The following is a 24,532-nucleotide window of genomic DNA, read 5'->3' on the forward strand; positions in this document are numbered from 1 at the left end:
TTTTACATAAATTGTTATTTTACTAAAGTTCAAAATTTAATATTTTTTATTTCACATAATTTAAATTACCCTTATTTAACAATTTTACACCTTCAATATTTATAAATTCTTTATTTTCAATTATATTTTCCGTTTGCTCAATATATTTTTTAAAATGAGCTGTTTTCCTATGTTTTTGATACGCTTTTTCATTTTCATAAATTTCAAAAAAGTACCATTTATTCGGATTTCCTATTGCTGTTGCAGCATAAATCACATAAACACCTTCTTCTTTTTTTATCGACTGCTTCATTTCATCAAGTACAATTTCCCTAAAAGCATCATTAAATCCTTCTTTTACATCAACTGTAACATAATTTACACGAGTATTTCTTGTTTGCACAAACTTTTTATCTCCCATATACTCTGGCATTACTTGAATTTTCTTTTTATGGTTAGTCAAAATTGCTGGCGACTTTTTTAAAAATTCTTTATATTGTTCTGACTTGACATGTTCCTGGTAACTTTTCTCATCTTCATAAACTTCAAACATATAAGTCATATTGGGATTTTCTTTTTCCTGAACCAAATACATCCCAAGTGTACCTTCATCATTTAAAACTGACTTTGTAATATTATTTTTACCAACTGCCACATATGCATTTTTTTCGTTTTCTTTGACCCCAAGCTCAAAAATATTAAAAATTGGTAGCATTTCTTTTCTTCTCAATAAATTTAATAAATTTTTCCGTTGCCACTGAATATTTTAAACACGGTTTCCAAGCCAAAATTGTCTTAGAAATTGCTGCTTTATAAAATGGAATAAATTTCAAATCTTCAAAATTATTCTCTAATTTTAAGCAAACTGCCATTCCCATTCCATTTTTCACCATCATCGCAGCATTATAAACCAGTGTGAAAGTAGCACCAACATTTAATTTCTCCATAGGAATTCCCATCCAATTTGTAAATTCATTTTGAATTAATTTATTTTTAGAAATAATTACCGATTCTTTTTTTATTTCTTCTGGATAAATAAATTTATTTGAAGCCAATTTATGGTCTTTTCTAACCAAAAGTCCCCATTCTTCAATCTGTTTCAATCTTATAAATTTATACTTTTCCTTATTAATATAGTCAAACACAAGTCCCATATCTAAAAAACCGTGTTCAATTCTATAAATAATATCTTCGGCTGTCCCACTATAAATGTCAAATTTAACATTTGGATACTTTTCCTGAAATTCTGAGAGTAATTTTGAAAGTTCATTCATTCCCAAAAATTCGCCACATCCAATAGATATTTCTCCAGCAACAATTTCATTGTCATAAGACAGCTCTTTTTTCGTTTTTTCCGTTAAATAAAGTATTTCCCTCGCCCTTCGCTGCAAAAACTTCCCATCTTCAGTCAATAAAATTTTATGATTACTTCTCGTAAAAAGTTTAACTCCCAGCTCTTCCTCAAGCTGTGCCAATTGCCGTGATAATGTTGGCTGTGTAATAAAAAGCGATTTCGCTGCTTTTGTTATATTTTCCTCTTTTGCAACCATCAAAAAATATTTTAAAATTCTTAATTCCATAAATCCTCATTCATTTTATAATTTTTTTATACTAACTTATCTCGCATTCACTGCTTTTGGCAACTTTTCATATTCATCTTCTGACAATATTCCAAACCATTCAGTCGAACCGCCATCTGACAAGGCAATATGCGTAAACCAACTGCCTTTTGCAGCTCCATGCCAATGCTTAACATTTTTAGGAATATTCACAACATCTCCTGGATGTAATTCTACTGCTTGTTTCCCGTCTTCTTGATACCATCCATGCCCATCTGTAACCAACAATATTTGTCCATTTGAATGAGAATGCCAGTTATTTATAACTCCCGGCTCGAAAACAACATTATGAATACCAACTTTTGAAGTGTCATTCGGCTCAACTAATGTTTTTAGATAAGTTTTCCCATTAAAATATTTTGCATAAGCCTCGTTATAATCGCCTTTGCCAAACAAGCTGCTTACAGGATCAGCCGTCCCATCTTCTGAATAGATCTCTTTCAAAAGCTGAAATACAGCCCAAGCTTTTGGCCATCCCACATAAAATCCTAAATGTGTAATAGCCTCTGCCAGTTCTTCTCTTGTAACCCCATTTTCCAAAGCACTTTTTAAATGAAATTTCAAAGAACTATCCAAAATTCCATTAGCCATAAGTCCAGTGACCGTAATCAAACTTCTATCTCTAGCCGACAACTTATCCTCTCTTGCCCAAACTTCCCCAAACAAAACATCATCATTCAATTGTGCAAATTTTGGTGCAATATTACCTAATAAATCTCTTCCTGCAGTAATTTTTTTACTCATTTTCTTTCACCTCTGTTTAATCAAAAAATATTTCTCTTTTTCATTAAAATTTTTTTATTTTTTCTACCCAAGCTCCAATGCTTTCCAAGCTTTCATTCCAACCAAATCTTTTGCCTTCAATAATATTCAAATCCGAATAATTTTTTTTCAAAAAATCTGTTGAGCCTTTTATCCCACTTCCACCTGATGTCGCAAAAGCGATTATCCTTTTTCCACTCATATTATGTTTTTCAACAAAAGTCTGAATAATGCGAGGTGGAATATACCACCAAACTGGAAATCCAACAAACACAGTATCATAATCATCAATATTCTCCACAACATTTTCAATCTCTGGACGGCTAAATTCATCATTCATTTCCACTGAACTTCTACTTTTTTTGTCGTTCCAATTCAAATCCTCAGAAGTATACTCAACTTGCGGTTTTATCTCAAACAAATTTCCCCCAGTCGCTTTTGCCAATTTTTCTGCAACTTTTTTTGTTGTCCCTGTCGCTGAAAAGTAAGCTACTAATATTTTATTCATAAAAAATCACCTCTTAAAATTAAATAAAATCTAAATTTTTTATTTTCTTATGATTTATTTTATAACATTTATCCTATTATATCAAATACTTATTTTTTATAACCAGTTATGCTTTAAAAGCATATCTTAAAAACTATTTCCTATTATTCTCTTTCAAACTTTATTTCAAATTCTTTTCCCATAAACGCAATCTCTATTTTATCATTAATTTATAAAAATTAAAAAAAGGAGTAAATATAGACTCCCTTTATTCCACAATTTAAAAAATTAAACACAATTTCTTATTTATTAAATAATATAACATTTTTTTATAAAAATCAATATTAAATAAAGAGAGCTTTGAAACTCTCTTTAAATTAGCCTTTTTTAACAATGAATATAATTTTATTTCATTTCTTAAGTTAATTATACAATATTTTTTTATGAAAAACAATAATATTGTATTTTCTAACTATTTTTCAAACTTCACCTCAAATTCTTTTCCCATAAACGCAATCCCAATTTTCAAAAGTTTCTCAACTCCAGCATTTTTTAAAACTGAACTATATTCTTTCTCATCAATCTGCTTTAATGCAACTTCACATTCTTTTTCAAGTTTTTCATGAATTTTATTATCATTTAAATTTTTCACTTCATTAATAATTTTCAACTCAATAATAATTCCTTCTTTTCCTTCCAAAATATTTTTAGGTTTTAAAAGTAAATCATATCGTCCTTTCCCCGCAAAATTATTCGATGTAATTTCGTATTCATTTTTTAAAATTAAAACTAATCCTAGCATCAATCCGTGATAAAATTGTTCTTTGTAAGTTCCACTTACATCAAATATTCCAGCATTTTCCAATAGAATTTCTTTTAGATATTTTTTGAAATTTGAAATATCTCCTTTTCTTAAAGCATCTGACATATACAAAAATTTTTCATAATCGTCAAAGTATACTTCGATAAACATTTCTGAAAACATTTTCAATATCTCTTCATTCGGTATTTTCAAATAAGCATCATTTTCATTGTATTTTTCTGCCAAAGTCAAGTAACCGCTATGAAAAAATAAATTCCAAATATTTTTTTCAAAATTAGCTTTTAAATTACCAAAAGTCATATTATCATTAATAATTTTTAAAATACTTTTTTTATTCAAAAGTTTTGTGAAATCATCAAAAATACTGTCTCTTAGCTTTTTCAAATATAATTTAATAAGAGCATTTCCACTTGTATTTACCCAATAAGGTTTCAGATTTCCATTTTTTAAAAAGTTGACAATAGACCACGGATTATAAACTTTCCTATTTCCAAATAAATATCCATTATACCATTTTTGGACATCTTTCAATTCATACTCCAAACCAAAATCTTCGAGTGATTTCTCCACTTCGTTTTCTATAATCCCAAAATATTCTGTAAATTCATCATCTAAAATTGTATGAACTTCTAAATTATTCAACCCAGAAAAAATATTTTCCTTTGCAACCCTTAAGATTCCAGTCATAACTCCCATTTCAAGATATTCGTTATCTTTTAAAACAGCTCCATAAAAACTTTTGAAAAAATCAATAGTTTCATCGTAATATCCCTCGATATAGGAATTTATTATTGGTTGATCATATTCATCTATTAAAACAATCACTTTTTTTCCATAAAAATCATACAAATAATTTGACAGATCTGCCAATGAATTTTTCCAATTAGCAAGATTAGCTTTTTCCATCAAAATCGAATCAAACTTTTTCTTTTTTCTTGCACTAAGTTTTTCCTTCACAAACTCAAATTCATCATACAAGCCAGAAATAATATCTTTAATCATATCAAATCCATTTTTCCAATCTTTTTCCTGATACTTCTTAAACGAAACCGAAATCACAGGAAAATTCCCCTGCATGCCAAAATATTCACTTTTAGAAATATTCAACCCTTCAAACAATCTCCTGTTCTCATCTTTATTCTTAACATCAAAAAAGTATTTAAGCATCGACATATTCAATGTTTTTCCAAATCGTCTCGGACGAGTAAACAGTTTTACCTCAGAACCATCATTTAAAATATTTTCAATTAGATTGGTTTTATCAAAATAATAATAGTCATTTTTGATAATTTTTTTGAAATCAGATATTCCAATTGGCAGTTTTGCTTTAATCCCAATGTCCATATTAAATTTACCCCTTTCTTTTTTCAATTATTTCTTTAAGATATAGTAATTTCTTGCTCTGCATATTATCATTTTTTTCTTTTCAATTCCTGTTTTTATTATATCATTTTTTTGAAATTTACCCTATTTAATTTCTCTATTTTCTCTAATCTTTTCTCCACGATAATATTCACCATTCTTATCTTTTGCATAATTTCCTACTAAACCCAATAACATTAAATTTTTAGCAAACTTTTTTCATATGTCTTACTCCTTCTCCAACATTTCCTCCTCAAATTCAATTGGATTCTCCCCTTCCATTCTTTTTCCTTCAAAATAAACATTATTCTTATCTTTCCCATATTTCCCACTCATCGTTACTTCAAAACTATCTCTATCTGCTCCATTTATTTTTACAAATTTTTCTCCGTTCAAGAAATAAACTCCGTTTTTATCTTTGAAATAATTTGAACCATCTATTGGTGTATCAAATCTTTCAAGAGTTTTTAAATCAATATTTTTGCTGTCGAGTGGAATTATTTTTATTTTATCTTTTTGATTTTCATTTTCCAGCAATTTGTAAGCTCCATTTTTGTCAACTAAAATTTTATCATACGAAATTCCACCATCAAAATAGTTAAAGTTATTTGAACTGATTTTCTCCAATTTCTTCCCTCGATAAAACACACTGTTTTTATCTTTTATCCAAAGCCCGTCTATTCCTTCGGCACTTTTAACATCTATTCCTTTCACTTTTTCTCCCTCAAAATAAACATTGTTTTTGTCTTTTGCAATAAAAGTATAATTTTCGTTGTCATATTTAAATGAATTTGGATCTGCTCCTTCTATTTTCTTAAACTCATTTTCTCCAAAATAATAGAGATTTTTATCGTCTTTATAATAATTTCCGCCTATTTCTTTAAAATTTTCAAGATTGACTTTTTCATTGATTGGAATTAATTTTATTTCATTTTTTTCTTCATCTTCATCAATTTTATAAAGTCTGTTTTTATCTTTTATAAAATTAAATTCTATTTTTTCAAAACTTGCAGCATCGATTCCATCCAATTTTTTATTTTTATAATAAATATTATTTTTATCTTTCGCAAAATTATAATCCAAGTCTTTGAATGTTTTCAAGTCAGCATTTTCTATTTTATGTAAATTTCCAGAATCCTCGTAGTAAATATTATTTTTATCTTTAAAATAATAATCGCTATCATCAACTTTTTTAAAACTTCTCAAATCCAATCCTTTTAAGTTCAACTTTTTAGTTTTTATTTCTGAATTTTCATTTTCTTCTGAAATATTTTCCAAAAAATACACTCCATTTTTATCTTTTATCATTTCATAGTTCAATGCTTCAAATGTCTTTGGATCAATTCCATCCACTTTATACTCAAAAATATAAAGATTTTTATCATCTCTTGCAAAATTACCATCCATAATTTCAAATGTTTTTAGATTTGCACCAGCCAATTTTTCAAATTTCATTTTGTCATCTCTATCATTCAAAAAATATATGTTATTCTTATCTCTGTAATACTTGTTGTAAGAATTCCCCAAAAATTCAAAACTCGGAATGTCAACTCCTTTTATATCTAAAACTTCCACTTTATAAGTAATTCCATCACTTTCTCTATCCAAATAGTAAACATTCTTATAATCTTTTACAAAATCTAAACTATCATTTAATACTTCAAACCCTTTAGAACTCACACCTTTCAACTTTTGATTTCCAATAAAAACACTATTTTTATCTTTTGAAATAATTCCAAACTCAAATGTAGCTGGATCTGCTCCTTTTAATGTTTTCAAAGAGACTTTTCCATTATTTTCATCAACATAATAAACTGAATTTTTATCTTTGTAATTTAATCCACCAAAAATATCTTCAAAACTTGCCACATCAATATTAAGATTTTTAATTGGTTCTACTTTCACTTTGTCATTATCATTTACAGAAATTTCATAAACATTTTTCTTATCTTTCAAATAAATCTCATTAAAGATTTTAAGCCCATCTAGTCCTACAAAATCCAATTTTTCTCCAAAAGAATAAACATTTTTACTATCCACTCCATAATTTCCGTTTACAACTTTAAATGTATTTCTATCAACATTTTTCATAATTTTTACTTTTCCATACTCATTATCCACAAAGTAAACATTTTTCCCATCTCTCAAATAATTACTAAAAGTAGAATTTTCATCATCCAAGTATTCCAAATTATTTACATCTATTTTCAAATTAATCTTCTCAATTTTCCCGTTAGAATAATAATAAAGGTTATTTTTATCCTTTATAAAATCATTTAATTTCAGCACTTTTTCAGCACTTTTCACATCAATATCACTTTTAATTTTTTTCAGGTCACTATCTAAATGATAATAAAAACTATTTTTATCTTTATACAAATTAGACATCTCAAAATATTTAAATGTATCAAAATCAATATTCAAGCTATCTATTTTCTTTATTTCAAATCTTTCATTGTTATCCGAATCCTTTTCATTTACAGTCATCAAATAATGGTCATTGCCACTTTGAAGAATATAGTCGCTATTTCCCAACGCTTTAACAACTTTAGCATTATTTGAAGAAATTCCATCTATTTTTTCTCCAAAATAATAAACTCCATTTTTATCCTTTCCAATTTCCTTACTCAAAGTATTAAAACTATTTCTATCAATATTTTTCAGCATTTCCAAATCATAAGGATTATAATCCTTTAAAGCAAAGACATTATTTTTATCTCTAAAATAATAACTTTCTCCCATTCTTTCAAAAGTTTTCGCATCTACTCCTGTAACATCTTTATTATCCTCAATGTAAAAAACTCTGTTCTTATCTTTTGCTAGCCCATCTTCAAAATATTTAAAGCTTTTAATATCTATATTTCCTAGCTTTTCCCCTTTAGAATAAACATTATTTTTATCTCTGGCAATATATTCCACCAAAATTTCAAAAGAATTTTTATCTGCTCCAGTTATTTTTCTCAAATCATCTTTATGAAAATAAACGCTATTTTTATCTGTATAATAGTCTGTTAAAAAAGCTTTTTTGTTTTCCAAAACTTTAAAACTTTTCACATCAAGTCCATCAATCGACACTTTTTTCGGTTTTATTTCATCAATTGAGAAAAAAGAAAGTGAATCAGTTTTAAGATTATACAAATTTTTGTAATCCTTCACATACTTTTCATCCAAAATTTCAAATTTTTTAGTTGAAACATCTTTTAATTTTTTCCCAAGAAAATAAACATTTTTGCTATCTTTTCCAAAATAGCCGATAACTTTCATCTTATCTTCTCCCAAATTTTCAAAAGTCTTCGCATCCGCATCTTTCACTTTCAACTTAATTTCAAGATATGGCATTTCATAATAAACTTCTCCATCCTTTTTCAAATACTCAGCATTTGCGATAGTTCCAGCTAAAATAAATAAAACCAATATTTTTAACAAATTTTTTCTTTTCATAATACTTGCTCCTTTTTTATCTTATCAATCTTTTATTCTCTTTCTATTTTTATAAGATTCATATTTTCATCAATTTTATAAAATTCATTATTATATTTTATCTGATTTTTTACAATTTTAAAGTAATTTGGATTAACATTATTTAACTTTTTCCCTTGATAATAAACATTGTTTTTATCCTTTGCATATAAGTATTCAATAACTTGAAAGGTTTTGTAATCAGCATTTTCTATCTTTTTTATTTCTACATTTTCTTCATCCACATAATAGATATTCTTTTCATCTTTTATATATTCATCACTTTTTTCGCCATTTTTTTCCTTCAAAAATTTAAGTGTTTTTATATCAGCTTCATTTTTAAATTTAATAAGTGTTTTTCCTTTTTTTATATCATCAGTTTCATCATAATAATAAAAATTATTTTTATCTTTATAAACTCTCATGGAAAAACTTTCAAAAGTATCCCTGTCAATTGGGGAATCCATTTTTTTTGCATATATTTTTTCATTCGAATTATTTTCATAAACAAGATAAAAATCATTTCCGCTTTTAATGATATTATCAGGAACACTGCTTAACGAAGTCCAAAAATTAAAATTATTCGGACTTACACCTTTCACTTTTTGCTCACGAAAATATAGATTATTCTTGTCTTTCGCATAAAAATCGTCCAAATAAACAAATGTTTCCAAATCAACTTTTTCATCAATTTTTTTCATATCAAAATAAGCATTGTTCTTATCTTTAAAATAATAATCTCCAACTGATTTAAGCGTTTTTGTATCCACATCTTTCAATTCCTTTTTTTCATAAGCATCAAAAACAATTTTCTCATCCTTTACAAAATGACTTCCAAATATTTTAGCACTTTTAGGATCTATCTTTTCAATCTTTTCCCCTTGATAATAAATATTATTCTTATCTTTTGCAAAATCATTTTCCAATATTTCAAATGATTTTTTATCTATATTTTTTAATATTCTTGGCTTTTCTTCACTCCAGTCCCGATAATAAATCTCTCCATTTCTTTTTATGTATTCTGCATTCATAATATTTCCTGCCAAAATTGACAACCCAAATATTTTCAACAATTTTTTTATTTTCATAACCATCCCACTCCTTTTAAAAAAGTTATCAAATAAATTTATTTTATTTTAATTTATTATTTATTTTCAGTTTCTTAATATATTTTACCTCATTTTTTGTAATTTTAAAATCATTAAATGCTTGTTCCACGGGAGTCCTAGTATCTCCAGCTCTTTTTTGTCTTACATCAAGGGAAACTTTTGCTCCTTTCAGTTCAATTACAGCCCTTACATCTTTCTTTCCATCCACATCAAAAAACCCTAAAACTCCATCAGCCTTCTGACCATCCATTTTAGTTTTCGTTTCCCTCTCAAGATTCCACTCTTTTTGACCATCCGACTTATTCACAGCCCTTAAAACAGTTGTAAATATATCGTATAAAAATTCCCCTTGAAATTCTTCTTCCTTAGAATTATTCAGAACTCCATTTTCAAGATTATTTATCCACTTATCCAATGCTTTTCTTCTTTCAGATAAATTATGTCTACTCAAATCTACTTCTTCTTCAGCTTTTTTAGCCAGTATTTTCTGATTAAATAAATTATTCATCTAAATTTTATACTCCTTCTGCCCCGTAAATTGTTGCCTACTTACATTCTATTAACTTTTCCATTTTTTGTCAATTCAATTTAATATTAATTATAACAAAATAAAATAATAGGGAATATCTTATAAGTCATAAGAATTCCCTATTTAAAATACTAATAAATATATTTCATAATCTCACCGACTATATCGCTTGTCATCTCATCTAACACATATTTTTTCTTAATATTAACAGTTTTCCATTCCTCCTTAGGTTTATTTGCCTTTTCATCAAAAATATTTCCGCCAGTAGTGATTTTTACTTTGTTAGTTGAAAAATTAATGCTAAGTTCCTCTTGATCGCCAGAATTTCTCATAAATGAATTATTGTCAAATCCAATAAGTTCAAGCTTTTGGTTTTGAAATCTAAAAGTGTAGGTATTTTGTGTTACAGACCAGCTTCCCGCACTTAAAAAATAATTAAGTTTAATTTTTAAAATATTATTTTTTATGCTAATGCTGTCTAAAGTATCCATAAGAGCTGGACTTTCCTTATTTCCTTCGCTTTTGATGAAACCTTTATCATTCTTGCCTGCCAAAATATAGCTTCCATTTTTTTGCTTGAATAAAACCAAAAGTATTCTTGGATTTAAGTTTAAATATTCAGAGCCAAGATTCTCGTTTTTTACAATATTTGCCTTATCAGTTTTTTCGATAATGATGGCAACATCTTCAAGCTTATCATTATTTAAATCTCCTTTAGCCGAAAGAATAGTTTTCCAGCCTTTTGGAATGAATTCATCTATATTTTTTGCCTTTTCAGGAAAATTTTCCCCAAAAGAAAAAATTGAAAAAATTAAAAACAATGACAAAGTAAACAATAATTTCCTTTTCATAAATAACATTCCTTTCTTTTTTATTCTAACTATTTGTAAAAGTCTAAAAATTCTAATAAATACAGTATTCTAAAATTTTTAATTTTTTTCTTTTTTACACTCTCTAACAAAGGAACTTGCCCCCTTATGATATTAGTTAACTTACTTTTACAATTGCCTATCTTCTATTCTAAAATTTTTTTCAAAGTCTCAATAACCCTATCATTACTCTTTCTGTCCTTAATTGCTAGTCTAAAAAATCTTTCATCCAAAAATTTAAAATTGGACGCATCCCTTATCAAAATTCCTTCTTCCATCATTTTTTCCCGCAATTTTTTCACATTCAGCTCTTTTGAAATCATTTCATCTTTTATTTTTACACAAATAAAGTTTACTTCAGTCTTATAAGGCTTTATTCCTGAAATTTCATTCAGTCTTTCATACATGTATTTTTTTTCTTCTGTTATCCAGTTTAATGTCTTTTCTATGTATTCTGTATCATCAAGTACTGTTATTCCAGCCATTTCAGCGATATTGTTCACACTCCACGGCTCTTTTTTTTCAGCGATTTTCTTTTCCAAATTTTTTTCAAAATAAATTCCATATCCCAATCGTAATCCTGGAATAGCAAAAAATTTTGTAAATGCACGAGTTACAAACAAATTTTTCTTATTTTCCCCACTATTTACAATGCTTTCCTTTAATCCATCCTCTAAAAATTCGATAAATGCCTCATCAATAAATAACTTCGTATCATATCTATTGCATTCTCTCAAAATTTCCTCTGTTTCAGCCATTTTTAAAAATTTTCCAGTCGGATTATTCGGATTGCAAATTATTACCAAATCATATTTTTTCTCAAGTTCCTTTTTTAATTTCCCAATATTAAGCCTAAACTCATCTTTTTCTTCTAATTCAAAATATTTAATTTCAATTTTTTGACTTTCAGAATTTTTGCACGCTCTTACTGCCCTTTCATATTCCCCAAAAGTAGGCGATACAATCAGTACTTTTTGGGGCTTTATTACTTTTATGAACAAAAATATAGCTTCTGTTGCACCATTTCCCAGCACAATATTTTCCAGTTCAACTTTATTCAGCTGAGCCAATTTTTCACGCAATTCCACATAGTCAGGATCAGGATACCTCTCAAGAATCCCAATATTTTCGATAATCTTCTGCTTTAAACTCTCTGGCACTCCGTAAGGATTAATATTTGAACTGTAATCCAGTATTTTTGTTATATTTTTTTCCCTGAATATTTTATAAATATTTCCACCATGAAAATCCATTTTCCTCTCCTTGTACAAAACTTATACTGATAAAATATATTAACTGTTTTGTCTAAATTTTCTTTAAAATCAAATTCATTTTTATTTCAATCTCTTATTTTTTAATTTCAATATTTTTTAAATTACCGTTCAATAAATCAAATGTAAATATATTTTCTTCTAATCTTCCAATAATTTCTTTATTTTCAATATCTATTTCTATTTCTCCAAAATTATATAATGAATAGTAAATATCTTCTATTTTTTGGGCTTTTAAAATATCTTTAACATTATTTTCTGAAGGAGTTTCTACATATATGGAAAAAGTTATTTTATTTATTTTTGATATAACATCTTCAGGGTTTACACAAAATTCTGCGTGCATAAATCCTTTTTCAGGATAATAATATATTTCCCCTGTATCTACATCATCTACATCTAAAAGATCGTATTTTTCACATAATTCAGTTGTCATCTCATTTCCAACTTTAAATTCGCCTAATAAATAATTTTCATCATAGATTTCTATTTCCACTACTTTTCTTGAATATATGTCTATGTGAATATATGAATTTTCTATTTCCATTATTAAGTTATATCTTTCTCTTCTATCATTTTTACGATACTCTGTATGATAAATTTTCATAAGAGGATAAATTTTTTCTACGCTATCCCCTAATGTTATTCCTTTATAATTATAAATTTCTAAATTTTCATTTTTATATCTTTCTACTAATTCATCATCATTTTTATCATATTCACTCTTCATTTTTTCTAAATCTCCTAAAAATTAATTATATAGTTTTTTTATTTCGATGTCTTTAATTTCAGCAAAACATTTTTGAAAATTTTTAATTATTTAATTATATATTTTCTGATTTCATTTGTCACCATATTCAAAGATAAAGCACATGGACAATCTAAATTTTTATTACAAATGTCAATTTATTCCATTCCCATTATTTCATAAACCTTATCAATATCCACATTTTCTCTCAAAATTTGTGCCAATTTATCGTATTCCCTTGTTTCAGCCATTTTTAAAAATTTTCCAGTCGGATTATTCGGATTGCAAATTATTGCCAAATCATATTTTTTCTCAAGTTCCTTTTTTAATTTCCCAATATTAAGATTAAACTCATCTTTTTCTTCTAATTCAAAATATTCAATTTCAATTTTCTGACTTTCAGAATTTTTGCACGCTCTTACTGCCCTTTCATATTCACCAAAAGTAGGCGACACAATCAGCACTTTTTCGGGCTTTATTACTTTTATGAACAAAAATATAGCTTCTGTTGCACCATTTCCCAGCACAATATTTTCCAGTTCAACTTTATTCAGCTGAGCCAATTTTTCACGCAATTCCACATAATCAGGGTCAGGATACTTCTCAAGAATCCCAATATTTTCAGCAATCTTCTGCTTTAAACTCTTAGGCACTCCGTAAGGATTGATATTTGAACTGTAATCCAGTATTTCTTTTATATTTTTTTCCCTAAATACTTTATAAATATTTCCACCATGAAAATCCATTTTTCCCTCCTTTTCAAAAAAATCATTTTTATACAATCTCTCATTTCATTTTCCCTTACAAATCTTTTAAAATCAAACATATATTTGAATATTTATAAATATTCATTATTTAAGCAGAAATAGTACTGTGCAATGCTCAAAATTAAATTATGCAAAAAAAAAAAATACACAAAAAACAAACGTTATTTAAATCACAATCTTTAGAATATAAGGTATAATAGTAATAAATAAAATATATTGAATAAATTAAATTAAAATCAAATTTTTCAAATTCCAAAGCAACCCTATACGCTTCATTAATCTTCATAAACATCTCAGGAAACTCCTCAGAATGATATTTTTTTAACATTTTAGAATATGCAATTTTTATTTTCTTCTTATCAGCTGTCGGCTCTATTTCCAGTATTTTAAACGCTTCGTCAAAATTCAAAATTATCACTCCTTACTTTTTTAAATAAACATATCTAAAACTTTCTTTGAAAAATTTTTCAATCGTTTATATCTCAAACACGAAATTGCTATTGTTTTAAAAAATATCATTAAATTTAAAATCATATACTGGTATACAAGTTCAAATCTAAAAGACATAGTATAAATATATATTACTGTAATTAGAAAAAACATTAAAAAACTCGATTCATTATTCTTATTCCATTCAAAATTTTTTTCTTTTAGCAACACATTTATATATTCTGATATTATGAAAAATATAAAAAGTATCCACATAATCATAATTTCATTAAAAAATAAATATAAAATACAACCAAAGATCAACGCACCAACATATAAGCAACCATACAATTTCAATGCAATATTATCTTTTGAAAATTTCATATCAAAAATATACATCAAATTATTAATTACATTAAATTCATTTTTTAACCTGTATGTCATTAATTTGATTATTCTCTTTAATATATTTGAATTTTCCACATCTTTTTTAGAATACAAAGTTATATTTTTTCCAAACAGCTTAAAAATTTTAATATCCAAAAAATTTTCAATAAATTTTTCATACCCTTTTTCATTATCTTCTTCCTTTTTACTTTTAATTTTTTCAGAAATTTCAATTAAATCCTTAGCTTCATCAGGTAAATAATTTGACATGTTTTCTATTTCACTCAGATTATTTAAGTTATACTTTAATAGTTTCTTTTCAAAATCCGTTAAATTATAAGTGTGATTAAATATTCCATCTTCATTCATAAATTTAATAATCATTCTTTTTTCATTTGCATTAAAATTAAGGTGAAAATTTTTTAAAAATCTGTCATATTTTTCTAACGGACGAACTTCATACGAAAGAAAATTAATAAATTCCAATATCCAATTATACATTTTATCAAAATCCAAAATCATTTTCTTCCTAAATCTCCTTTGTTTTCAAATAAAACGGTATTAACAATTCAAATCCCTTCAAAAATTCCTCAACAAGCTCATCCAAACTCTCAAATCTCTCAATTTCTTCCACATCAAACTTAACCAAAACTTTCCTGATTTCCCCATTTTTCCACTCTTTAAGAAATTTTTCTCTATTTTTTTCATTTCCTTCAAATCTATCCAAAGCACAGTTTTCCTTACTTTTCGCAAATTGCACAAAATAATAAAGTGGTTCATCAATCGGCACTTCCAAAACTTTATTCTGATTTTCAAGCGTATTTTCCCCAATTTTACGCTCAACAAAACTCACTTCAAGCGAAATCCCAATTTTCTTAGTCTTCTCATTTTTAAAAACTCTCAACGCAATCCCTGATTCACTTTCACTATCCCCATCTTGTCGTAAAAACACCCAAAGATAAGGTCTTGCAATCTGAGCCTGATTCATCCAGCTGCTAACTTTTTGCAAATGAAATCCATCTGTTTTTTCTTTCAAAGCCTTTGCAATTTCCGTAAAAACTTTTCTAGCATTTTGCCCATTTTTTCTAAAAAGCTCCATATCTTCTTTTAAATCTCCAGCTTTTTCAGGTTTTATATATTTTTTTCTTTCATAATTTGTATATTCAATTAATGGTTTGTAATTAAATTTTTTACTCATTTTTATTTTTATCTCCTTTTGTTTTGATTTTTTTTAAATTATATCATATTTTTTTGCAATTTTTTTATATCTTTTAATTTATATTATCCAAAATAAAAACCTCCAAATATGTATAATTATTTTATTATACATTATTCAGAGGTTTGAACGAAAATTTTTTAATTGTTATTTAACGTTTCCATGATACCACTTTATTTATATTAAATGAAATTTTATTTTCACTTGGAGAATAGTATACAATTTTATTTGGATAAAATGATAAAGATGAAAGCGTGTCTGTAAATTTATTGCTACTATTTGTAATTATTACTAATTGTACATTGTTAAAATAATGCCCATTTATTTTACAATTAGCATAATTATATAGATGAGCATAATATCCTTCATTAAAAGAATCTATTCCTTGATAATGAATTTTAGAATCTGCTGGAACACATCTATCTGATTTTCCAGTTTTGATTGATAGACTTTTACCAAAAGCAAAACTACCTAATAATAACATTAGCATTAATATTTTTTTCATAAAAACTCACTTCCTCTTTTATAATTTTTTAAATGAATATTTTATATAATAAAAAAATATCCAATTTTTTTCTTTTACATTAAAGTTATACCTTTTTTTCTTGATTTTTTAATTAGTTTTATCTTGTATTTTAGTTTGTTGATTAAAAAAATTATATATTGATAAAAAATATTAAAATATGAATAATAATGAATATTATAATAAAATTAATAATTCAAAACAAATTCATAAAAATTATAAAAAATGAAAATTTTGTTTTTTCACTTCAAATGTGATAAAATATTTTTAGAAAAATAAAAAAGGGGAATTAGTTTATTAAGATGGTAAAATTGAGAAATAAGAGAGAAATTGGGTTTAAATATGAAAAAATTGCTAAAAAGTATTTGGTTTTACAAGGGCTTGTTTTTGTTGAAAAAAATTTTTCTAGCAGATATGGGGAGATTGACTTGATTTTTAAAGATTTTGAAAATGACGAAACACTTGTTTTTGTGGAAGTTAAATATAGAAAAAATAATTCTTTTGGGAAAGCTGTTGAAATGGTTACGCAAGAAAAGCAAAAAAAGATTTTGGCGACTTCACAGATATATATATTAAAAAATAAATGGAATAGTGGCGTAAGGTATGATATTATTGGAATAGACAGTTTTTCTAATAATATTGAATGGATAAAAAATGCGTTTTGAGGTGAAATATGAGAAATAATGAAAGATGCTTGAAATGTGGTGAAAAAACATTTGAAATAAAAAAAATAGCGGTGCCGACAACGAAAACGACAAAAGCGAAAATCGGAATAGATATGTTTTATTTAAAAATATGTCAAAATTGTGGATATACTGAAATGTACTCAACTAAAGTGCTTGAAAAAGTCAAAGACCCAGTTAAAAATTATTGATAAATTAAAAAGCGAGATTTTTAAATTTAAAGGAATTTTTTTTAGAAACAAAGATATAATTTCTGGGGAGGAATTAGTTGAGTACGAAATAGTTTCAAAAAAGACTAAAAAAATTTTTAATGATTTAAAAAAATTGCGAAAACTTAATAATATTTATTATTTGTGGGATTATAACAATGAATTTAAAAGATTGATATATGAGTATAAATATAATAGAAAAAAATTTTGGTAAAATTTATTTCGGAAATTATAAAAAAAGAATTTTATTTTATTCTGAAAAAGAAAAAATAGATATTGTTGTAAGTGTGCCTGTAAGTAAAAAGAGAAAAAGTCAACGGGGTTTTAATCAAGTTGACGAGATTCTAAATTATTTAGAAACAAAATATTGTAAAATTAAAAGGACAAAAAATACTAAAAAAATGGCGTTAATTTTGGACGAGGAAAAAAGGAAAAAAAATATAAAAGGCGCATTTGAAATTTCTGAAGGAATTGATTTTAATAATAAAAATATTTTGATAGTTGACGACATTGTCACGACTGGAGCGACTTTGAAAGAAATAAAAAATGAGATTTTACAAAGTTCTAAAATTAAAAATTTAAATATTATCGTTTTTTGTCTTGCGGCGGCAAAAGAAATTAAAAAAAGTAAAGGAGAAATATGAGCAAATTAAAATTAAAAATGACAGTTCTGTTATTTATAATTGGTACAACTCTTTCTTTTTCAAAAGAAAAAAGTGATAAAGTGAACAATGCAGATACAAATATGGAGCATCTGGACGAATCAACGCAAGAAATTATAGATGACAGCTCAAAAATAGATGAAGAAATTATAGACGAACAAGAAAATAAAAGTGCAAATGAAAACTTGAAGTACAGTCAGAGAAATGACGGAATAATAGATGTAAACTCTTTAAAACACGAAGAAAATTCTGAATATCGTGTGAAAGATGGAAAAAATGTAAAAATACTTATGAAAACCAAAAATAATGATGTCTATTCGGTGGAAGTGATTTACAAAAATGGAAAAAAAATGATGCGTGGAATTGGGAATTATGGTGGAAATGAAACATTTTTAGCAGAAGTTCCAGATACAATCAAAGATTATTATTTTGAAATAACTGACGCCAAGACAAAATATTTTATGGGAAGAAACTTGACAAAAAATAGAAGTTCTGTAATTCCGTTTGAATATACAAATTCAAAAAAATTGACACAGATTCCAGATTGGGCAAAAGGCTCTGTTGGTTACCAAATTTATATTGATTCATTTAGAAATGGAGATGTCGACAACGATGCAATTTTTAATGAATTTGGAACCGATGACTTTTCTGCGCCAACTGGAGAGATTCGTTCGGGAACTACAAAAAGGGAGCTTCTTTTAGCTGAATGGGGAGATGGAAGCAAACCTCAGTTTTCATTAAATGAATGGAACAGTAATTATGAAGAAAAAAATGAATGGGAAGAGAGTGCCTTAAATGAAGTGCAAAATTATACACGTTATTATGGTGGAGATTTAAAAGGTGTTGAAGAAAAATTGGATTATTTGAAAAATTTAGGAGTGGAATATATAATTTTATCATCGCCTTTTTATTCGCTGTCAAACCACAAATATGATACAATTTACTTTAATCATGTGGATCCATATTTCGGAGTTATTGAGCAGACTGGGACAATAAAGGCACTTGATATAAAAGCACCTGTTCACAATGTCAACGGTGACAAAGAATTAAATTTATTAGTTTTTAATCCGACAACTGATAAAAATTTGCTTGGGGAAGATTTGAGAAATACAAATAGCTGGGTTTGGACTGATTCTGACTTAGTTCTTGCAAGTCTTGTAAAAAAGGCGCATCAGAAAGGCTTGAAAGTTGTTTTGGAAGTTGCGCCAGATGTGACTTCTGGAGCTTTTTTTGCAAGAGAAAATAAAGAATTTAAAAATTGGTATTTAAAAGACACGGTGCTTGATTTGAGCAATAAGGAAGTTCAAAATTATTTTGAAAATTCAATGAAAAAATGGATTTTATGACCAGACTTTTAAGAAAAATGTTTATGATGACGGGATTGATGGAATTAGATATGTTTATTATGATGATAGAAATAAAGAATATATAGCGGAAATTACAGAAAATTTAAAGCAATATAAGCCAGATTTATTAATAACTGGAGAGTTTTCCAACAGTTTTACAAAAGATATAGATGATGGAGTTTACGACAGTGGGGCGGATTACAATGTTGTTAATAATATAATTAAGTACACTGTAAATACAAATCCGAATTATCGTATAAATGGAGTGGAATTTGCTTCAAAATTAAACGAAATTTATAATAAGTATTCAGCTAACAGATTTAACATGACACAACTTTTTATAGGTTCACTGGATACAGACAGAATTTTTAGTGGAATGATAAACACAAACCGTGTTTACGACAGAAATAATCAGTCGAACCAATATTTGAACATAAGACCTGATTTATACGATGGAACTGCGATAAATAAATTAAAAAGAGTAGTTTCAATGCAAATGATGCTGCCTGCAACTCCCATTATTTATTATGGAGATGAGAAGGGAATGTGGGGATCAGATTCGCCTCGAAATAGAAAACCTATGCTGTGGGAAGATTATGATCCATATGATAACGAAACTGATGACATAAGTAAATATAAAAAAGTGCTTAGAAATTTGCCGGATTCGGTGGAAATAAATGAAGTGCAAAAATTTATTTCTTATCCAGTTACGAGCAATAAAGAAATTGAAAATCATTACAGAAGTTTATTAAAAATAAGAAAAGAGCACAAAAATCTGTTTAAAAATGGAAAACTTAGAATATTGGAGGTTTATGGCGATGAAAAGACAAAAGGTAGAGTTGACACTGAAATTGCAGCATATTTAGCTGATGAAACAAGAAGAGCAAAATTATATCAAGGTCGTGACTACACGCCACCAAAACCAAATACAGATTTTATTTCCTATGAAATTTCCTTGGGAAATGAATCAATCATAGTTTTGGTAAACAACAGTGCCGACAGTTATCCGCTAAACTTAAATGTTCCCAAAATGTTTGGATTTTATAAAAATCAGTTAAATCCAAAAGAGAATTATGCGATTTCTGAGAGAAAAATCCAAGTGGATGTAAAACCTTACGAAGTAAAAGTTCTCTACAGCAATGCAAAAAATATGTTTGACTCATTTAGAAAAAATAAAAAATAAAAAAATATAATTAATAAAAGTTCTTTTTTAGGACTTTTATTTTTTTATAAAATTTAGTTTAGAAAAATTTTGATAAATAAAAAAAGGTAAATTTAGTTTCTGTATGGAATTATCAGTTCGATATTAAAGGAATTTCACTATCTATACATGAAGAGATATTTTAAAAACAGCACTTTCTATCTTAAATTTGATATTGAAGGTGCTGTTTTTCTATTTTGGCTCTATTTTCTGAATGTAATACAATAAAATCTGTTGTTCCATAAAAAATCTGTCTTCTTTTCTTTTACACTCTCAGGTATACATTTCTGGATTTCACTCAAATCAAAATCTGTATTTTTATAGTAATTTTTTGTAAAAATACTTTTCTTATATTGAGTTCCAATAAAATCTGCGGTTTCATCCGCTATCATTATCTTTGAACCAGGTTTTGATACACGAATCATTTCTTTTATAGCTAGAGCCTTATCAGTAAAAAAATTAATTCCTCCCACATGAAAAACAATATCAAAAACATTGTCTTTAAAAGGTAAATCTTCAGCACAGCAATTTACTAATGTAAGATTTGTTCTTTTTTTCCAGATGGAATGACATTTTTTTAACATTCCATAGGAAATGTCTATACCTGTAAAATCTAAAGATTTTAAATCAACATTCTGTGGAATAAAATTTAAATCTTTTCCTGTACCGATAGAAACATATAAAACAGAAATGCCATTTCTCCACTCCAGATGTTTCATAAGATTTTTTCTCATTTCTGAAACTGTATTACCATATCTGAACAATCCTATCCATTTTTCACCAAAATCATACCAGAATGATAACTTATCATACATATTCATATATTTTTTATTATCTCCTGCGAGATAATCTCTATTTACATATGAAAATATTTTCCCATCTCCTTTTAAGTTTTCAATATCAATATTTTCTTTAATTTTTTCTAGAAATTTTTCCTTATCAGTTCTTATCATAGCACTCTCTTTCAATTTTTTTATTATACAAACTAAATTTATTTATAATGAATTTTCTAAATTACACAGATGATACTATATATAGTCAAATCCCTTTAATATCGAACTGATAATTCCATACAGAAACTAATTAACTGAACATTTCTCATTTTTACTTTAAAGTGGTTTCACTATAAAATCTCTGTAAAATGGTATAATTGAATTATGATAAATAACAATAACCATTTAACTAATTGTACTATATTTTTTCCAAATTATCAATTGTTTTTGCCTATGGATATTGGAGTTAATATCCTTGAATCATCGCATATGCCATGTTTGACGGTATTAATACTACTAGAACTATAGAGAAAAATTGTATAGAAAAGTATCTGAAAAAAGAAATTTTAGATAAGGATATTGAATTTGGACAAAAAAATAGAAGCTGAACTCAAAATTTTAAGCATTTTGAGACAACTTCTTTTTTATTATTCAAAATATTGTTTATTTTTAGATATCAAGTTTAATTCTTTGAATATCAGCACCGACAGCGTTTAATTTAGCTTCTAGTCTGTCATATCCACGATCAATGTGATAAACTCTGTTTACGATAGTTTCCCCTTCGGCAGCAAGTCCAGCAAGTACAAGTGCAGCTCCAGCTCTTAAATCTGAAGACATGACAGCGGCACCAGTTAGTGAAACTCCTCCATTTATAACGGCAATTCCTCTTTTTATCATAATGTCAGCACCCATTCTGTTAAATTCTGGCACATGCATAAATCTGTTTTCAAATACAGTCTCTTCCATTGTGCTAGTTCCGTTTACCAATGTTTGAAGTAACATCATCTGTGGCTGCATATCAGTTGGAAATCCTGGATGTGGAAGAGTTTTAACATTACAAGGTTTTAATTCTTTTAAATTTCCTTCCACAGTTAAAATATTCCCTTCTTCTTTAAATTTCACACCCATTTTTTCCAGGTCAGATTTGAATTCACCCAAGTCGTCAAGTCTGGCATCTTGAATTTTTAAATCTCCATCAGTTATCAAAGAAGCGATAACATAAGTTCCAGCTTCAATTCTATCTGGCATAATTGAATATTCAACGGCATGTAAATCTTTTACTCCTTCAATTTCAATTCTAGTAGTTCCAAGTCCTTTAATTTTTGCTCCCATTTTTATTAAAAAGTTTCCTAAATCTACTATCTCAGGCTCTCTTGCAGCATTTGAAATGATAGTTTTTCCTGGAATTTTTACTGCAGCCATCATGATATTTTGAGTTGCGCCAACGCTTGGAAATCCTAATGGAATTTCTGACCCTTTTAAATTATCTGATTTTGCATGAACATATCCATGAATTCTAGTAATTTCTGCACCCAAAAGCTCAAATCCTTTTAAATGCAGGTCAACAGGTCTTGAACCAATTGCACATCCTCCTGGAAGTGAAACAACTGTTTCGTCAAGATTGGCAATCATAGGTCCCATTACCAAAAATGAAGCTCTCATCTGTTTTACAATTTCGTAACTAGCTTCATTTCTTTTAAATCCTTCATTTACAATTTTATAAGTAGTTTCGTCTAATTTTTCGGTTTTCATTCCCAAATCTTCTAAAAGTTTCATTGTAACTCTGATATCTCTTAAATTTGGTACATTTCTTAAAATATATTCCCCTTCTGCAACAAGTGTTCCGATAAGGATTGGAAGAGCTGCATTTTTTGCTCCGCTTACTTTTATAGTTCCGTTTAAACTATTTTTTCCTTTTATTTTAAATCCATCAACCACGCTTTTTTCCTCCTAATTTTTGACATATTGGACATTTTGAACCAAATAATTTGTCCAAGAATCCTATTTCTTTATAGTTTTTTATATAATTTGGCAATTCTTTTCGAACTATATCTAAATGAAATTCACAAATACATTTTTCCATTGATTTATAATAAATTTCCGGTAAATTTTTCTGCTTTATAACTTCCAATTTAGGTTGTACTAAAATATTGTCATTTTCACCGTGTTCAATTGCATCTTTAGCAGCGACGACAAGAGCGATATCCCCTGAGTATTCTAAACTATCAATCATTTTGTATGACATTCCTTTTTTCTTGGCGATTTCAATATATTTTTTTATATTGACAAAATCAGCTTGGTGAGAAATTAATAGCTTGTAGGCGTTTTTGTCTTCCATAGCTTCTTCGATTTCATAATAAATGCCTTTTTCATTAACTTCATCAAATGTCAAAGCCTTTATCACTCTTTCTTTGTATTCTCCCAAATATAAACTGCATTCAATTTTTGCGCTATGCGCTCTATCTGCAACTTTTTCTACATCTCTCATAAAATCTGTATCATTGTATTTCATTTTTTTCTCCAATTCATCTAAATAAAACAACTCAAAATCAAGTTATTTTTTTATCAAAATAAAAAAATCTAAAAAAATTCAGACTTTCAATTTATTTTTATATTATACTACTTTTTTTAATAATTCTCAACAATAATTAAAAAAAAGTTTTTTCATAAATTTTTAACAAAAATTGGTAAAAATTTTATTATTATAGTTTATAAGAGAGAATTTTATCAAATAAATATTCAAATTTTTTGTTTTTTTTTAAATTAATTTTAAAAGTGAAAAATGGATCCTAAAAAATTTTTAGTGCAAATTACTTGATTTTTATTGAAAAAAATGATAATATATTATGTGAATTCTGATATTCATAGTAATTACAAATTTAAAAAGAAAAAAGTAGTAGTTTAGCCAAACAATAGATATTCGGCGCTATGTCTTTTTAAAATTGTTTGACTGCGTATTAGCAAAAATATAAATTTTGTCGAAAGGAGTGAAAAAATGGCAAATTCTAAAGCATCTAAAAAAAGAGTATTCATAGGTGAAAGAAATGCACTTAGAAACCAAGCAATTAAAAGTAGAACTAGAACTTTTGTAAAAAAAGTTATAAAAGCTGTGGAAGCTAAAAATGTCGACGAAGCTAAAACAGCATTACAAGTAGCTTACAAAGAACTAGATAAAGCTGTAACTAAAGGTGTAATCAAAAAAAATACTGCTTCAAGAAAAAAATCAAGACTTGCATTAAAAATCAATAAATTAGCTAACTAAATTATTATTAGTTTAAAAAAAATTTTTTTTAAATTATACTTTCAATAATGAACTTAA

Annotated in this window: 25 protein-coding genes; 6 read left to right on the forward strand and 19 right to left on the reverse strand. The window is 26.9% G+C overall.

Annotation, left to right across the window (positions count from 1 at the left end; translation table 11 throughout):
* Nucleotides 1-46 precede the first annotated feature (46 nt).
* The 16 genes from AB8B22_RS02015 to AB8B22_RS02090 all read right to left on the reverse strand — a co-directional run bounded on the left by AB8B22_RS02015 (nucleotide 47) and on the right by AB8B22_RS02090 (nucleotide 16,306).
* Entirely contained in the window at nucleotides 47-694 is a 648-nt protein-coding gene (locus AB8B22_RS02015; RefSeq protein ID WP_369711460.1) for a putative quinol monooxygenase, read from the reverse strand.
* The gene (locus AB8B22_RS02020) at nucleotides 678-1,559 is read right to left on the reverse strand and encodes a LysR family transcriptional regulator (protein ID WP_369711461.1); all 882 of its coding nucleotides are present in this window, start codon (nucleotides 1,557-1,559) and stop codon (nucleotides 678-680) included. Before AB8B22_RS02020 ends, AB8B22_RS02015 begins: the two co-directional genes overlap by 17 nt.
* Before the next feature lie 36 nt (nucleotides 1,560-1,595).
* Nucleotides 1,596-2,342, reverse strand: coding sequence for a carboxymuconolactone decarboxylase family protein (locus AB8B22_RS02025; protein WP_369711462.1), 747 nt, complete (start codon nucleotides 2,340-2,342; stop codon nucleotides 1,596-1,598).
* Between the two features lie 43 nt (nucleotides 2,343-2,385).
* Nucleotides 2,386-2,868 (reverse strand): flavodoxin, encoded by a 483-nt coding sequence (locus tag AB8B22_RS02030; protein ID WP_369711463.1) that lies wholly within the window; start codon nucleotides 2,866-2,868, stop codon nucleotides 2,386-2,388.
* Nucleotides 2,869-3,319: 451 nt separating this feature from the next.
* A complete protein-coding gene (locus AB8B22_RS02035; RefSeq protein WP_369711464.1) occupies nucleotides 3,320-5,014 on the reverse strand; it encodes an AAA family ATPase in 1,695 nt (564 codons plus the stop codon).
* A 246-nt stretch (nucleotides 5,015-5,260) separates the two neighbouring features.
* Complete coding sequence (locus AB8B22_RS02040; RefSeq protein ID WP_369711465.1) at nucleotides 5,261-8,473, reverse strand: DKNYY domain-containing protein; 3,213 nt, start codon at nucleotides 8,471-8,473, stop codon at nucleotides 5,261-5,263.
* Nucleotides 8,474-8,505: 32 nt separating this feature from the next.
* The gene (locus AB8B22_RS02045; protein WP_369711466.1) at nucleotides 8,506-9,579 is read right to left on the reverse strand and encodes a DKNYY domain-containing protein; all 1,074 of its coding nucleotides are present in this window, start codon (nucleotides 9,577-9,579) and stop codon (nucleotides 8,506-8,508) included.
* Nucleotides 9,580-9,622: 43 nt separating this feature from the next.
* Complete coding sequence (locus AB8B22_RS02050) at nucleotides 9,623-10,108, reverse strand: hypothetical protein (protein WP_369711467.1); 486 nt, start codon at nucleotides 10,106-10,108, stop codon at nucleotides 9,623-9,625.
* Between the two features lie 152 nt (nucleotides 10,109-10,260).
* The gene (locus tag AB8B22_RS02055) at nucleotides 10,261-10,980 is read right to left on the reverse strand and encodes a hypothetical protein (protein WP_369711468.1); all 720 of its coding nucleotides are present in this window, start codon (nucleotides 10,978-10,980) and stop codon (nucleotides 10,261-10,263) included.
* 164 nt (nucleotides 10,981-11,144) lie between these two features.
* Nucleotides 11,145-12,251: a threonine-phosphate decarboxylase CobD gene (gene cobD, locus AB8B22_RS02060; protein WP_369711469.1), complete on the reverse strand. Its 1,107-nt coding sequence runs from the start codon at nucleotides 12,249-12,251 to the stop codon at nucleotides 11,145-11,147.
* A 94-nt stretch (nucleotides 12,252-12,345) separates the two neighbouring features.
* Nucleotides 12,346-12,999 carry a hypothetical protein gene (locus AB8B22_RS02065; RefSeq protein WP_295689458.1) on the reverse strand — a complete coding sequence of 218 codons (654 nt, stop codon included), beginning with the start codon at nucleotides 12,997-12,999 and terminating at the stop codon, nucleotides 12,346-12,348.
* A 176-nt stretch (nucleotides 13,000-13,175) separates the two neighbouring features.
* A complete protein-coding gene (locus tag AB8B22_RS02070) occupies nucleotides 13,176-13,763 on the reverse strand; it encodes an aminotransferase class I/II-fold pyridoxal phosphate-dependent enzyme (RefSeq protein ID WP_369711470.1) in 588 nt (195 codons plus the stop codon).
* Nucleotides 13,764-13,905: 142 nt separating this feature from the next.
* Complete coding sequence (locus AB8B22_RS02075; protein WP_369711471.1) at nucleotides 13,906-14,193, reverse strand: J domain-containing protein; 288 nt, start codon at nucleotides 14,191-14,193, stop codon at nucleotides 13,906-13,908.
* Nucleotides 14,194-14,213: 20 nt separating this feature from the next.
* Nucleotides 14,214-15,122, reverse strand: coding sequence for a hypothetical protein (locus AB8B22_RS02080; protein WP_369711472.1), 909 nt, complete (start codon nucleotides 15,120-15,122; stop codon nucleotides 14,214-14,216).
* Nucleotides 15,123-15,129: 7 nt separating this feature from the next.
* The gene (locus tag AB8B22_RS02085) at nucleotides 15,130-15,798 is read right to left on the reverse strand and encodes a sakacin A production response regulator (RefSeq protein ID WP_369711473.1); all 669 of its coding nucleotides are present in this window, start codon (nucleotides 15,796-15,798) and stop codon (nucleotides 15,130-15,132) included.
* Between the two features lie 169 nt (nucleotides 15,799-15,967).
* Nucleotides 15,968-16,306 carry a hypothetical protein gene (locus AB8B22_RS02090; protein WP_157697332.1) on the reverse strand — a complete coding sequence of 113 codons (339 nt, stop codon included), beginning with the start codon at nucleotides 16,304-16,306 and terminating at the stop codon, nucleotides 15,968-15,970.
* Between the two features lie 335 nt (nucleotides 16,307-16,641).
* Here AB8B22_RS02090 and AB8B22_RS02095 point away from each other — a divergent pair, with 335 nt between their 5' ends.
* From AB8B22_RS02095 to AB8B22_RS02115, 5 genes are all read left to right on the forward strand, one after another.
* On the forward strand, nucleotides 16,642-17,004 hold the full coding sequence (locus tag AB8B22_RS02095) for a YraN family protein (protein ID WP_369711474.1): 363 nt from the start codon (nucleotides 16,642-16,644) through the stop codon (nucleotides 17,002-17,004).
* 8 nt (nucleotides 17,005-17,012) lie between these two features.
* Nucleotides 17,013-17,213: a zinc ribbon domain-containing protein gene (locus AB8B22_RS02100; protein WP_094079153.1), complete on the forward strand. Its 201-nt coding sequence runs from the start codon at nucleotides 17,013-17,015 to the stop codon at nucleotides 17,211-17,213.
* A gap of 197 nt (nucleotides 17,214-17,410) precedes the next feature.
* Nucleotides 17,411-17,875, forward strand: coding sequence for a ComF family protein (locus AB8B22_RS02105; RefSeq protein WP_369711475.1), 465 nt, complete (start codon nucleotides 17,411-17,413; stop codon nucleotides 17,873-17,875).
* A complete protein-coding gene (locus AB8B22_RS02110) occupies nucleotides 17,872-19,239 on the forward strand; it encodes an alpha-amylase family glycosyl hydrolase (RefSeq protein ID WP_369711476.1) in 1,368 nt (455 codons plus the stop codon). The genes AB8B22_RS02105 and AB8B22_RS02110 overlap by 4 nt, the downstream gene beginning before the upstream one ends.
* Nucleotides 19,240-19,330: 91 nt before the next feature.
* The gene (locus tag AB8B22_RS02115) at nucleotides 19,331-20,422 is read left to right on the forward strand and encodes an alpha-amylase family glycosyl hydrolase (RefSeq protein WP_419951019.1); all 1,092 of its coding nucleotides are present in this window, start codon (nucleotides 19,331-19,333) and stop codon (nucleotides 20,420-20,422) included.
* Nucleotides 20,423-20,643: 221 nt separating this feature from the next.
* Here AB8B22_RS02115 and AB8B22_RS02120 read toward each other — a convergent pair whose 3' ends face one another.
* The 3 genes from AB8B22_RS02120 to AB8B22_RS02130 form a co-directional block, all read right to left on the reverse strand.
* Nucleotides 20,644-21,393 (reverse strand): class I SAM-dependent methyltransferase, encoded by a 750-nt coding sequence (locus AB8B22_RS02120; protein WP_369711477.1) that lies wholly within the window; start codon nucleotides 21,391-21,393, stop codon nucleotides 20,644-20,646.
* A 489-nt stretch (nucleotides 21,394-21,882) separates the two neighbouring features.
* A complete protein-coding gene (gene murA, locus AB8B22_RS02125) occupies nucleotides 21,883-23,151 on the reverse strand; it encodes a UDP-N-acetylglucosamine 1-carboxyvinyltransferase (protein ID WP_369711478.1) in 1,269 nt (422 codons plus the stop codon).
* Nucleotides 23,144-23,725, reverse strand: a complete 582-nt coding sequence (locus AB8B22_RS02130) for a DUF1694 domain-containing protein (RefSeq protein WP_094079149.1) — start codon at nucleotides 23,723-23,725, stop codon at nucleotides 23,144-23,146. Before AB8B22_RS02130 ends, murA begins: the two co-directional genes overlap by 8 nt.
* Nucleotides 23,726-24,208: 483 nt before the next feature.
* Between AB8B22_RS02130 and rpsT the strand changes: the two genes are divergently transcribed.
* Nucleotides 24,209-24,475, forward strand: coding sequence for a 30S ribosomal protein S20 (gene rpsT / locus AB8B22_RS02135; RefSeq protein ID WP_094079148.1), 267 nt, complete (start codon nucleotides 24,209-24,211; stop codon nucleotides 24,473-24,475).
* Nucleotides 24,476-24,532: the final 57 nt, after the last annotated feature.

It is taken from the genome of Leptotrichia rugosa, from assembly GCF_041200005.1.
In the GTDB taxonomy this organism is placed as follows: Bacteria; Fusobacteriota; Fusobacteriia; order Fusobacteriales; family Leptotrichiaceae; genus Leptotrichia; species Leptotrichia rugosa.